The following is a 12,667-nucleotide window of genomic DNA, read 5'->3' on the forward strand; positions in this document are numbered from 1 at the left end:
GAGCTGGTCTCCATAACACACGACTAAAGGGGCAAATGCTCCGGGTCGTGAGCCACGACACGATTCCGGCCGGCCTGTTTGGCGGCGTAGAGGCCGGCGTCGGCCCGGCCGAGCAGGGTGTCCGGGGTCGGGTCGCTGGGGCGCAGCCGGGCCAGGCCGACGCTGATCGTCACCGGGATCGGCCCGGAGCGGGTGTCGACCGGCGTGCCGGCCACCGCGGCCCGCAGCTCCTCGGCGAGCTGGGCCCCGGCCGAGTCGATGCCGGGCAGCAGCACCGCGAACTCCTCACCGCCGTACCGGGCGACCAGGCCGTCGGCCGGCAGGCCGCCGAGCAGGCGCTGGACCACGCCCTTGATCACGTCGTCGCCGACCTGGTGGCCGTGCGCGTCGTTGATCCGCTTGAAGTGGTCGATGTCGACCATGAGCGCGGTGACCGGGCCGTCCACCGCCCGGGCGGCGGCCAGCGAGCGCTCGGCCAGCTCGAAGAAGCGCCGGCGGTTGGCGACGCCGGTCAGGCTGTCGGTGGTGGCCAGCTCGTTCACGCGGCTGAAGAGCCGGGCGTTGTCGAAGGCCACCATGCCCTGGCCCACCAGCGCGGCCGCGAGACCCAGGTCGGCCGCCGCGTACGCGCCCGGCCGGTCCGAGGCCAGCACCAGCACACCCACGGCGCCGTTGCGGTCGTCGAGGGTGACCGTGAGCCAGCTCTGCCCGGTGGAGTCGTCGAAGGCGCCGGCCCAGGGCGGCGTACCGTTGATCATGTCGGCCTGCCGGTTGTCCAGCAGGGCCCGCAGGTCCGGGTGCTCGGCCAGGGCGAGCTGCACCGGGGCCGGCCCGCCGAGCACGGTGATCTCGGTCGAGTCGGAGGTGCCCAGCAGCAGCCAGCCGCGGTTGGCGCCGGGCGTCTGCCGGGCGGTGAGCAGCAGCCGGCGCAGCACCAGCTGCGGGTCCAGGGTGCCGGTGAGCCGGGCCATCGCGCGGCGCAGCGTCTCGGCCAGGTCGCGCTGGCGGTTGGCGGCGGCGACCGCGACCTCGAGCTGGGCGGCGCGGGCCGTCTCCAGGCCGACCGCGATGTGGTGGGTGATGGCGGTCAGCACGTCGGCGTCGTCGACGGTGAAGACGCCCTTGGCGACCCGGCTGTCCAGGTAGACCACGCCGAGCAGGCGGTCGTCGAGCTCCAGCGGGGCGACCAGGATGCTGCGCAGGCCGTACTGGACGACGCTCTGCGCGCCCATGGCCTCGCCCTGCTCGGTGCCGGTGACCACGAGCGGCTCACGGCTGTGCCGGACCCGGTCGACGACGGTGGCGCTGTAGCCGGTCAGCTCGGCCACGTCCCGGCCGCTCGAGTCCCGGCCGACGAACGGGGCCAGCACCTGGGTCTCGGCGTCCATGAGGAACAGGATGGCCCGCTCGGCGCCGAGCAGACGGGTGGTCTCGTCCAGCGCGACCCGGGTCAGCCGGTCCGGGTCGATGACCCGGGAGGCAGCCAGGCTCAGCTGCTCCAGGGCGGCCCAGCGCTGGCCGGCCCGGCCGCGGGTGGCCACCACGGGTACGCGGTTGCGGCGCCCGGCGTCGAGCCGGAACTCGGCGGCCACCCGGCGTGCCCGGTGCGGCCAGCCCCGGTCCTCGGCGATCCCGGCGGCCATCCGCGCCTGCCGCTCGGCTTCCCCGGTGCTGCCGGCGGCGGTGAGCGCGCGGGCGCGTACCAGGGCGGCCTCGAAGGCCGGCAGCGGCGCGTCGACCTTGCGCAGCAGCGGCTCGGCCTTGGTCAGCAGCTCCAGGGCGGCCGTGCTGCGGGCCGGGTCCAGGGCGATCAGCGCCGCGCGGGTGATCCGGTGGTGCGCGGCCACGATCGGCCGGCGGGTGACCCGGCCCAGCGCGGAGACGGCCGCCGCGGCGACGGCCACCGCGGCGTCGCGGTCGCCCGGGGCGGCCCGGCGGGCCTGCTCCAGCCGGCCGTACGCCAGATAGACGTAGTAGCAGTGCTGGGCGGGCAGCACGTCGAGCGGGCGCAGCCCGAGGCTCTCGAACTCGGTGACGGCCTCGTCGAAGGCGCCCTCGAGGTCGTCGCGCTCGATGGCGGACAGCATCCGGGCGATGATCGTGTCGACGACCTCGTGGATCTCCTTGGGTCCGTCCGCGGCGCGGGCCAGCGCGGCGACCGCCTCGCCGGCCCGTCCGCGCATGGCCAGCAGCCCGGCGTCGACGGCCACCACGGCACTGCGGTCGGCGTTGCCGCCGGCCTCGAGCCAGCGCTGCCGGGCCGGCCGGGCCGCCTCGGCCTCGGTGATCTCGCCGCGCAGCAGCCAGTCCCAGCCGAGAACGGCGTAGCAGTCCAGGATCAGGCCGACGTCGAGGAAGCGGTCGCGCTCCGCCAGCACCTGACGCACCCGCTCGCCGGAGTCCGCGCCGCTGCCGTGCACCGCGATCGCCGTCATCCAGTCGATCCGGGCGAGCAGCGTGGGGTCGCCGAACTCGTGGGCCTGGCGGACGGCCGCCGCGGTGATCCGGTCGGAGGTGCGCTGCAGTCCCAGCATCCGCAGGGCGAGGGTGAGGCCGACGAGGTCGCGGGCGCGTTCCGGGGTCCGGCCGAGCCGGCTCGTCGGGTGGATGAAGCGCAGGCCGTACAGCAGCGAGCGCAGCGGGCGCAGGGTTCGCACGCTGCCGGAGCCGCCGTAGTGGTACAGCGTCGTCTGCAGTTTCAGCCGCTCGCGGTACGCGCCCTTGGCGGTGCCGTAGCCGAGCCGGGTGACGCCGATCAGGCAGCCCACGAAGAACAGCCACATGCCGGTGAGCGCGGCCACGACCGGGTTGCGCGGCAGCGGGCGGCCCAGCTCGGCCAGGCCCTGCTCGACCGCGCGGACCTGCTCGGCGCCACCCCAGTTGCTCTCGTGCACGCGGGCCAGGTGCAGGTGCAGGTGCGCCCGGGCGATGCGGTCGGTGGTCCCGTCCAGGGCGGTGGTCAGGGCGGCGATCGCCTCGTCGAAGCGGCCGTTCTGGTGGTACGCGATCCCGAGCAGCTGGTGGAACTCGCTGTCCACGGTCAGCCCGCCGGTCGCGGCGGCCTCGGCGGCGTACTCGAGGAAGGTCAGCGCGGTGTCCGGGGCGTGCTCGGCCAGCGCCCGGGCCCCGGCGGCCTGTCCCGCGCGCAGCATCCGGGCCGGCTCGTACGAGGGGTCGCCGAGCGCGCAGTGCCGGGCGAGCGCGTACACGTCTGCGCCGTCACGGTCGAGCACGTCCGCGATGCGCTGGTGCAGCCGGCGCACCTCGTCGTCCGGCAGGCCGTCGATCAGCGCCAGGCGGATGCTGTCGTGCAGGAAGCGCACGGTGCCCTCGCGGTGCTCGACGAGACCGCGGCGGGCGGCGTCGGACAGCACGTCGAGGACCCGGCGGCGGCCGACGCCGGCCACCTCGGCGACCAGGCCGGGGGCGAAGGTGGCGCCGATGACGCCGGCCAGTTGCAGCAGCCGGCGGTTCTCCGGGGCCAGGGTGCCCATCCGGCGCAGCAGCAGCTGGGCGGAGTCGGCCGGCAGGGCCAGCTCCTGGACGCCGGCGGTGTCCACCCGCCAGACGCCCCAGTCGGGGGTCAGCAGGCCGGCGTCGATCACCGCTCGCGCGTAGCCGAGCGTCGCGAACGGGTTCCCGCCGGTCAGCACGGCGATCGCGGCGGCCCCGCGCTCGTCGATCCGGACGCCGCCGGACAACGCGCTGATCAGGTCGCCGACGCCCGCGGCGCTCAGCGGCGCCAGCGTGATGTCGGTGTCGGGGCCGGGCTCGAGGCGGTTGAGGACCATCGCGGCCGCCGGCGCGCCCTCCTCGTCGTTGCGGGCGGTGGCCAGCACGAGCAGCGGCACGCCGCTCAGCCCGGCGGCGAGCTGCTCCAGCACCCGTACGGTGCCGTCGTCGAACCACTGGACGTCGTCGAGGTGCAGCAGCACCGGGCCGGTCGTCCGGGCCACGCCGGTGAGCAGGTCGGCGACGGCGGCCGAGTGCCGTTCCAGGCCGATCTCGGCCGCCACGCCGGGCACGCCGAGCGCGTCGGCCAGGGCCGGGGACAGGCTGGTGACCAGGCCGGCGCCCTGCCCGGCGGCGGAACGCAGCAGCTTCGCGGCGGCGGTGGCACCGCCGGAGCGGCGCAGCAGGGCCCGGACGTACGCGTCGACGGCCGCCCGCAGCGGCGCCATCGGCCGCCGGTCGCTCGGTGAGGCGGTGCCCCGCAGCACGGTGCCGCCGGCCGCCTCCACCAGCTCGCCCAGCTCGGTCGCGAGCCGGGTCTTGCCGCTGCCGGTGCCGCCGTGCAGCACGGCGATGCCACCACGGCCCGCCGCGGCGGCACTCCAGCGCTCCCGTAGCGCGGTGAACTCGGTGTCCCGGCCGGTCAGCGGGACGGCGACCAGCGGGGGTGGACCGTCCTGCTCACCGAGCGGGAACAGCGTGGCCGGGTCGTCGCCGAGCCGTCGCAGGTCGGCCAGCAGGCCCGCGGCGCTCTGGTAACGGTCGTCGGGGTCCTTGGCGAGCAGCCGGACGAGGATCGCGGCGAAGGTCGCGCCCAGGCCGGGGGCCAGGGCCCGGGGGTCGGGTACGGGCGCGGTGGCGTGCAGGTGCAGCAGCTCACCGACGTCGGCCGCGGCGAACGGCGGTGCCCCGGTGACGCACTCGAAGAGCACCGCACCGAGGGCGTACAGGTCGGAGCGGCCGTCCACGGGCCGGTTGAGCATGCCGCTCTGCTCGGGCGGGCTGTAGACCAGCGTGCCGGCGACCGGCTCCTCGGTCAGCCCGTTGGGGCCGGCCGGGACGCGGGTGGCCAGCCCGAAGTCGACCAGTGCGGCGGCACCGTCCGGGCCGACGACGATGTTGTCCGGCTTGACGTCGCGGTGCACCAGGTCGTGGGCGTGCGCCGCCTGCAGGGCGCCGGCGAGATCGGTGGCGATCCGCACGGCGGCGGACTCACGGACCGGGCCGCGGGCCAGGCGGGCGGTCAGCGGCTCGCCCGCGATCAGATCCATGATCACGTACGGGCGGCCGCCGGCCGTACCGGCCTTGTGCACGCGGGGCAGGCCCGGGTTGTCGATGGCGGCCAGCAGAGCGCACTGGCGGCGGAACTCCCGCACGCCCTCGGCGCTTGCGGCGACGGTGTCGCGCAGGAGTCTGAGGGCGTACTCCTGGCCGCGCAGCCGTACCCGGTGCACGACCGCCTGGGTGCCCCGGCCCAGCTCGCCCAGCACTTCGAGCCCGGCGGCATCGCCGGGCTCGAGCTGCAGCAGAGCCGGCTCGGCCGGCGGAGAAGGCGTGGCACCCACGTTGCCTTTATCGGCCCAGGTCGCCCCCGCTGAAGGATTGGACCCGGGCCGATCTGCCGGCCGGGCCCGTCAGCCGCAGGTCTGCAGGGCCGAAGCGGCCGTCACCACCTGCGGGTACAGCGCTCGCGACAGCTCCACCGGCGCCGACTTGCCCGCCACCGAGACCGGCGGCATCTCCTGGTAGGCGACCGCCTCGTCGGTGACCGCGCGGGTGGCCGCGCAGACGACCACGGTGTCGTGCGGCGCGTACGCCTGCAGCCGCGCCGCCGTACTGACCACGCTGCCGCTGACCATCCCGTACCCGCCGTCGCGGGTCTGGTCCAGGTCGACGATGGCGTCGCCGGTGGCCAGCCCGACCCGGGTCCGGACCGGGAACCGGCCGGCCAGGAGACGCCCCCGCAGCGCCTCCTGGATCGCCAGCCCGGCCCGGACCGCCCCCGCGGCGGCGCGGCTCACGTCCTGCGGCGTGCCGGCGACCGGTGCGGTCGCGCCGAAGATCGCCATGACCGCGTCCCCGATGAACTTCTCCACCACTCCGCCCGCGGCCTGCACCTCGGCCGACACGGTGGCGAAGTAGTCCATCTGCAGATCCCGGACATCCGCGCAGTCCAGCTCGTCGACGATGCTGGTGAAGCCCACGATGTCGACGAACAGCACGGTCACTGTCTGTCGCCGGCACCGGAGGCCGGCTGTCATTCTGTTCACGTCCCCACGTCCCTTCGCCGCATTGGCGAGATGAACGGTGCCAGCCGGCGGGGGTCCAGCGGATCGGCAGAATGACGTATCTGTGACAGCGGGCCCCAGCGTCGAATTTGTGACGCAGAACAGTCCGAACCGACGAGAACGTGCTACCCGGATCGGCACTAGGCTGCCACGCATGGCCAGCGAGGGGGACGACGCGCCTATTGTCGGACGTACCGGCACTTTGACCGCGCTTCGCACGGACCTGCTGAACGCCGGTCCCAGCGGCACCGCGGCGGTGTTCGTCACCGGCGAGAGCGGTGTGGGCAAGACCCGCCTGCTCCACGAGACGGCCGAAGCCCTGCGTGAGGCCGGTGTCGCCGTGCTGTCCGGCACGTGCCTGGACATCGGTGACGCCTCTCCGCTGCACCCGGTCCTGCAGGCGTTGCGCCGCGCCGGCGTGCACGCCGACACCGGCCCGGTGGACGCCGCGGCCAACCAGGACGGCGCCGGGGTGCTGCTCGAACGGGTCTCCCAGCAGTTGCGCTCCCTGGCCCAGGGGCGGCGCCTGCTGCTCGTGCTCGACGACCTGCAGTGGGCCGACCGCAGCACCCGGCAGCTGCTGCTCTACCTGCTGGCCGGCCTCGGCGAGATCAATCTGTCGGTGCTGGCCGCGGTCCGCTCCGAGTCGCTGCACGGCTCGCATCCGCTGCGGCGGGTGCTGGCCGAGTTGCGCCGGTTACGTTCCGTACGCGTGCTGGACCTGGCCCCGCTCGACCGGGAGGCGACCGGTGAGCTGGTCGCCGCGATCGCCGGCGCGACCGTCGCCCCGGAGGACGCCGACCGGGTCTACAAGCGCAGCGGCGGTAACCCCTTCGTGGTCGAGGAGCTCTCCCGGGACCTGCGGGACGGCCGGGTCGAGCTCTCGGACACGCTGCGCGAGATCTTCCTGTCCCGGGTCGACGAGCTGCCCCCGCACGCCCACGACGTGGTGCACGCCGTCGCCGCCGGCGTCGAGCCGGTCGAACACGCCCTGCTGGCCCGCGTCCTGCCGCTGCCGGAGACCGAGCTGATCGAGGCGATCCGGGCGGCGGTCGCCCACCGCTTCGTGACCAGCGCGAACGACGGGTACCGGCTGCGGCACCAGGTCGTCGCCGAGGTCCTCGAGCACGAGGTGCTCCCGGCCGAGAGCGCCGCCCGGCACCGCCGCTACGCCGAGGCGCTCGAGGCTGTCCCCGGCACGGTCGACCATGCCCGGCTGGCTCACCACTGGCGGCAGGCGGGCGAGCCGGCCCGGGCGATGCCCTCGGTCGTCGCCGCGGCCCGGGCGGCCGAGCAGCTCTACGGCTTCGCCGAGGCGCACCGCTACTGGAGCATGGCGCTGGAGCTGGGCTGCGAGCAGGCGCCCGAGTACACCGAGCTGCTGGCCCACGCCGCCGAGTCGGCGCACCGCTGCGGCGAGCACCAGCGGGCCCTGACCCGGCTCGAGGAGCTGGCGGCCCGTCCGGACGGCCCCGGCGCCTGCGAGATCCACCTGCGCCGGGCCCGCTACCTGGCCGCGGCGGGCCGCTCGGCGACGGCGGAGATCGAGTACGAACGGGCGCTGGCGTTCGCGGAGTGCACCCAGTCGGAGAAGGCCAGCGCCGCCGCACACCTCGCTGAGCTGCTGGTTCACCTGGGCCGTTACGCCGACGCCGGGGTCCGCGCACGCGATGCGCTGGAGCTGGCCGAGAAGGCCGACGGCTCGACCGGCGACCTGGTCCGGGCCAGCGCGGCGCTCGGGTTCAGCCTGGCTTTCCGGGAGGATCCGGACGCGGGGCTGGCGGTGATCCGCCAGGCCGTGGAGATCGCCGAGCGCTCGGGGCACCCGGACGACATCGGCTGCGCCTATCTGCACCTCGCCGAGCTGCTCACCGGCCCGCTGAACAGCGTCGAGGAGGGCGTGCTGGTGGCCCGCCGGGGCGCGGAGAAGCTGGCCGCGATCGGGCTGGGCCGCACATACCAGACCCGGTTGCTGGCGATCGCCGCGAACGGGCTGTTCCGGATCGGCGACTGGGCCGAGATGGAGAAGGTGCTCGACACGGCGATGCGGCACCACCCGTCCGGCGCCGACGCTGTCGAGCTGCTGCTGTCGCGCTGCCGGCTGTGGGTCGGCGTCGGCGACGTGGAGCAGGCCGACCGGGACCTGGAGGCGGTGGCGACCATCCTGGCCGGCGGCGGCGCCCGGCACGTGCTGCCGATGCTCACGCTGCGGGCCGGGCTGGCCATGTGGCAGGGCCGGCACGCGGAGGCGCGGGCCGCCGTGCAGCGCGGCCTGACCGAGACCCGCTCCGACGACCTGGTGCTGCTCGGCGTACTGGCCTGGCACGGGCTGCGCGCGGAGGCGCAGGCGCAGGCCGGCGGCAAGGTGCCGGTGGATCCGGCGGCGGTGCGCCGGCTGCAGACCGTGGTCGAGCGGATGGCCCGCGGCGCCGGCAACGCGGCCCCGCCGGTGCGGGCCGTGGTCGACGGGTATCTGGACCTGTGCGCGGCCGAGCAGAGCCGCATCGACGACCGTAACGACCCGGAGCTGTGGGCCCGGGCCGCGGCGGCGTGGGACAGGCGCAAGCAGCCCTACCCGGCGGCGTATTCGCGGCTGCGGCAGGCCGAGGCCACCTTCGCCCGCCGGCCGGGACGGTCCAACCGTGGCCGGGCGGCCGCCACGATGGCGCTACGCGAGGCGTACGCGACCGCGCGGGCCATGGGCGCCAAGCCGTTCGCGGCCGAGATCACGGCGGTGGCGACCCGGGCCCGGGTGGCCCTGACCGGCGACGAGGACACGGTGGCCATCGCGGCGCCGGGCCACGGATCCGGCGACGAGCTCGACGTGCTGACCGAGCGCGAGCGGGAGGTCCTGGCCGCGGTGGCCGAGGGGCTGACCAACCGGGAGATCGGTCAGGCCCTGTTCATCAGCGAACGGACCGTCGGCGTGCACGTCGGGCACATCTTCGACAAGCTCCAGGTACGCACCCGGGTGCAGGCCAGCCGGGTGTTCCTCCGCGCGGCGTGACCTTTTCGTTATCTACGTACGCGGAATACGTCGTTCTACCGATCCCCGTGCCCGCCCCCGGTGAAAAGCTGATTCCCGTTCGGGGGAGCACCGCCCGGCCGGCCGCACCACCGGGCCGCCGGGCGGTGCTGGAGGGCCTCCGCGAGGGAGTTCCGTGTGTGGAGGACCGCGATGATCACCGAATCCGTCTGGGGACCTGTCCGTCAGGACATGGCCGACGTGCTGGCCGGGCACCCCGATGACGTGCCCGCGGTGGTCGACCAGCTCACGAAGCTCCAGGACGTGCTCGAGCGGGTGCCCCCGCTGCTGGTCAGCAACCCGCTCGCCGACTTCAACAAGCTCTACCTGACCATCACGACCAGCGTGCTCGAGCGCCTGTACGCGGGCCGGTTCGCCGATCCGGCGTTCCTGTCCCGCCTGGACGTGGAGTTCGCCGCCCGCTACTTCGACGCCCTGCGCCAGTGGTCGGACGCCAGCGCCGGCTGCCCGCGCGCCTGGTCCGTGCTGTTCCACCGGATCCCCGGCCCGGACGCGCGCCCGCTACCGTCGGCGGCCGCCGGGGTCAACGCGCACATCAACTTCGACCTGCCGTTCGCTCTGGTCACGACGTTCGACCACCTCGGCTCCGACCCGGTCGACCACAGCGACCAGCACCACGACTACCTGCAGATCAACGACATCTTCGCCGAGTCCATCCCCGGGCTGCGCCGCGGTTTCCTGGAGAAGTGGCAGCTGATCATCGACATGATGAACGGCGACCTGGACGACTGGTGGCAGGGCGAGCTGATCGAGTACACCCGCAACGTGGCCTGGCGCAACTCGCAGAAGCTCTGGTGCGTACGCCACGACCTGCAGGCCATCGGCCGGGAACGGGCGCGCCTGGACGGCACCGCCGAGGCTTTCGGCAAGCTCCTGATGTCGCCGATGGGCGCCATCCTGCAGTGACCAGGTCTTTCTTCCGGGGGGCGGGGTGCAGGGCCCGTGCTTGTCCAAGAGCACGGGCCCTGAACCTCCTGGCTACTTGATCACGACGAGCCGGGCGACGCTCTTGTCGCCGTCCTTGGCGCCGGCGAGGCCGATCTCCGCGCCGCTCTTGATCGCGCCCGCCTCGACCTTCTTCTTGTCCTGCACGACCCGCAGCTTGTCGCCGTAGGTCCAGGTCTGCGCGAAGCCGTCGGCCGACTTGACGCTCACCGTCGTGGCGTCCACCGCGGTGACCGTGCCGCGCTGCACGACCACGGTCTTGACGCCGTCCTTGCCCTGCACCGTCATTTCCCCGTGCAGCGTGTTCTTCCTGAGGTACTTACGGGCCCCGGGATGCTTGCCTGCCTTGTCCCCGGCGGAGGCCGACGGGGCCGGGTCCGCTTCCAGGCCGACGGCAGCGAGGGCGAAGGTCTCGTCCGCGACGTCAGCCGCGGGCACCGCCGGGGCACCGGCCGGAGCCGCGCCACCGCCGCAGCCGCTCAGCCCGAGCAGACCGGCGAGGCTCACAGTGGTCAGGGTCAGCGCGATACGGGTTCGTGTCATAGGGCCCAGACTGCGCCCGCCGTGCACGGGCCGGATCAGCGTCATGTTCGGGTTGGGTAAGGGCCGGTCGCGGCGGGCAGGGCGATGGTGAACATCGCGCCGCCCTCGGGGGCGTGCCCGGCCGCGATGGTGCCGCCGAGCCGCCCGACCAGCCGGGCGGCCAGAGCCAGGCCCAGACCGCTACCGGTACGCCGGACGCCCCGGTAACGCCGCTGCAGGGCACCGCGCTGGAACGCCACCGCCAGGTCCTCGTCGGAGAAACCCGGACCACCGTCGCGGATCTCGAGCACGCCGCCGTACGGGCCGGGCCGCACCGCCAGGATCAGCGGGGCACCCGGCGGCACGACGCGCAGCGCGTTCTCGCAGAGCCCGTCGATGACCTGGCGCAGGCGGCCGGGATCGGTGGCCACCGGCACCGGCTCCGCGGGCAGCTCGGTGCGCAGCTCCGGACCGTCCGGGCCGCAACGCCGGGCCCACGCCTCACCGGCCGAGCCGGCCAGGTCGACCAGGTCCACCGGGACGATGTCCACCGGCAGGTCCGCGGCCTCCAGGCGGGCGAGCACCAGCAGGTCCGAGATGAGCCGGTCGAGCCGGTCGGCCTCGGCGACCATGGTCTGCCCGGCCCGCGCCGCGCCGTCGGCGGCGACCACACCGTCGGCCAGGGCCTCGGCGTAACCCCGGATGGTCGACAGCGGGGTCCGCAGCTCGTGCGACACCGACAGCAGGAACTCGCGTTCGCGGCCCTCGCTGATCTGCAGCGCCGCGCCGAGCTGGTTGAGCGCCGACGCGAGCTCGGCGACCTCGGCCGGCGGTCGCACCGCGAGCCGGACCGACCGGTCGCCGGCCGACAACCGGCCCGCCGCCACGGCCGCCTGGCGCAGCGGCCGGGCGATGAAGCGGGCCAGCAACGCTCCGGCGAGGACACCGCCGAGCAGGCCCGCGAGCAGGGCGAGCCACACACCGCCGAGGACCCGGGCCGCCGTACCGGAAGCGGTGTCGCGGGTGAGCACGACGCCGCTGGTGTTGCCGCGCAGGGGCCGGCCGACGATCAGCACCGCACGCCCGCCGACCGTGCCGCGGGTGTTGACGGTCGCACCCCCGGCAACCTGGGTGACCACCCGGTCCGGCAGACCGGCCCGGTCGACGGTGCCCCGCCGGATCAGGTAGACGTCGACGCCGTCGGCCCGCAGCCGCGACACGATCCGCTCCCGGGCCACCTGGCGTTCCGTGGTGAGCAGCTCGACCGCGAGCGCGGACTTCTCCACCAGCTCGTCACGGGCGGCGTTGTTGGCCGACCGCACGGCGATGGGCAGCGCGACGAGCGCGGTGATGATGACGGCGACGACGGCGGTGGCCGCGGTGACCAGGACGGTCCGGCCGGACAGAGTGCCGAGGAAGCTACGCATCGGCGGTGTAGCCGACCCCGCGGACCGTGCGGATCAGGGTCGCGGCGGCCCCCAGCTTGGCGCGGACCTGGGCCACGTGCACATCAACGGTACGGGTGCCCGCCGGCGAGGCGTACCCCCAGACGCTGGCCAGCAGTTCCTCCCGGGTGAAGACCCGTCCCGGCCGGCCCAGCAGGTGCGCGAGCAGGTCGAACTCGGTCGGGGTGAGCGCCAGCGGCACACCGTCCACGGTGGCCAGATGCCGGCCGGAGTCCAGCTGCAGCGGGCCGAGCGTGCTTACCCGGCCGCCGTCGGGCGGACCGGCGGCCCGGCGCAGCAGGGCCCGCACCCGGGCGACCAACTCCCGCGGGCTGAACGGCTTGGTCAGATAGTCGTCGCCGCCGAGCTCGAGGCCGAGGATCCGGTCGACCTCGTCGTCGCGGGCGGTGAGGAAGACGACCGGGGTCCAGTCGCCGGCCTCGCGCAGCCGGCGGCAGATCTCCGTGCCCTCCATCCCGGGCAGCGCGATGTCCAGCACGCACGCCACCGGCCGCAACCGCCGGGCCGCCGCCAGCCCGGCCGCGCCGTCGTGCTCGACGTGCACCCCGAAGCCGTCCCGGCTCAGGTAGAGCCGGACCAGATCCGCGATCGGCCGCTCGTCCTCGACCAGCAGGATCAGGCCCTTGGCGGGAGGTTCGCTCACCGCACCATCATGCCCGGCCCGGGGC

General features: G+C 74.7%; 7 protein-coding genes. 2 read left to right on the forward strand and 5 right to left on the reverse strand.

The genetic code is table 11. The features are described 5' to 3' along the window. Positions 1–23: 23 nt before the first annotated feature. Both Aau02nite_RS04600 and Aau02nite_RS04605 read right to left on the reverse strand, forming a co-directional pair. On the reverse strand, positions 24–5,297 hold the full coding sequence (locus Aau02nite_RS04600; RefSeq protein WP_212987052.1) for a diguanylate cyclase: 5,274 nt from the start codon (positions 5,295–5,297) through the stop codon (positions 24–26). A gap of 69 nt (positions 5,298–5,366) precedes the next feature. After that, positions 5,367–5,993 carry an adenylate/guanylate cyclase domain-containing protein gene (locus tag Aau02nite_RS04605; protein ID WP_212987053.1) on the reverse strand — a complete coding sequence of 209 codons (627 nt, stop codon included), beginning with the start codon at positions 5,991–5,993 and terminating at the stop codon, positions 5,367–5,369. Positions 5,994–6,174: 181 nt separating this feature from the next. Here Aau02nite_RS04605 and Aau02nite_RS04610 point away from each other — a divergent pair, with 181 nt between their 5' ends. Together Aau02nite_RS04610 and Aau02nite_RS04615 are read left to right on the forward strand one after the other, a co-directional pair. After that, entirely contained in the window at positions 6,175–9,027 is a 2,853-nt protein-coding gene (locus Aau02nite_RS04610; protein WP_212987054.1) for a helix-turn-helix transcriptional regulator, read from the forward strand. 174 nt (positions 9,028–9,201) lie between these two features. Next, a complete protein-coding gene (locus tag Aau02nite_RS04615; RefSeq protein ID WP_212987078.1) occupies positions 9,202–9,972 on the forward strand; it encodes a DUF5995 family protein in 771 nt (256 codons plus the stop codon). A gap of 72 nt (positions 9,973–10,044) precedes the next feature. Here the strand turns inward: Aau02nite_RS04615 and Aau02nite_RS04620 are convergent, their stop codons facing one another. Genes Aau02nite_RS04620 through Aau02nite_RS04630 form a run of 3 tightly spaced genes read right to left on the reverse strand, consistent with a single transcriptional unit; the run spans position 10,045 to position 12,642 of the window. Beyond that, positions 10,045–10,554, reverse strand: coding sequence for a hypothetical protein (locus Aau02nite_RS04620; protein ID WP_212987055.1), 510 nt, complete (start codon positions 10,552–10,554; stop codon positions 10,045–10,047). Between the two features lie 41 nt (positions 10,555–10,595). Next, a complete protein-coding gene (locus Aau02nite_RS04625) occupies positions 10,596–11,960 on the reverse strand; it encodes a HAMP domain-containing sensor histidine kinase (RefSeq protein ID WP_212987056.1) in 1,365 nt (454 codons plus the stop codon). Then, positions 11,953–12,642, reverse strand: a complete 690-nt coding sequence (locus tag Aau02nite_RS04630; RefSeq protein WP_212987057.1) for a response regulator transcription factor — start codon at positions 12,640–12,642, stop codon at positions 11,953–11,955. Before Aau02nite_RS04630 ends, Aau02nite_RS04625 begins: the two co-directional genes overlap by 8 nt. Positions 12,643–12,667: the final 25 nt, after the last annotated feature.

The sequence above is a fragment of the Actinoplanes auranticolor genome, from assembly GCF_018332655.1.
In the GTDB taxonomy this organism is placed as follows: domain Bacteria; phylum Actinomycetota; class Actinomycetes; order Mycobacteriales; family Micromonosporaceae; genus Actinoplanes; species Actinoplanes auranticolor.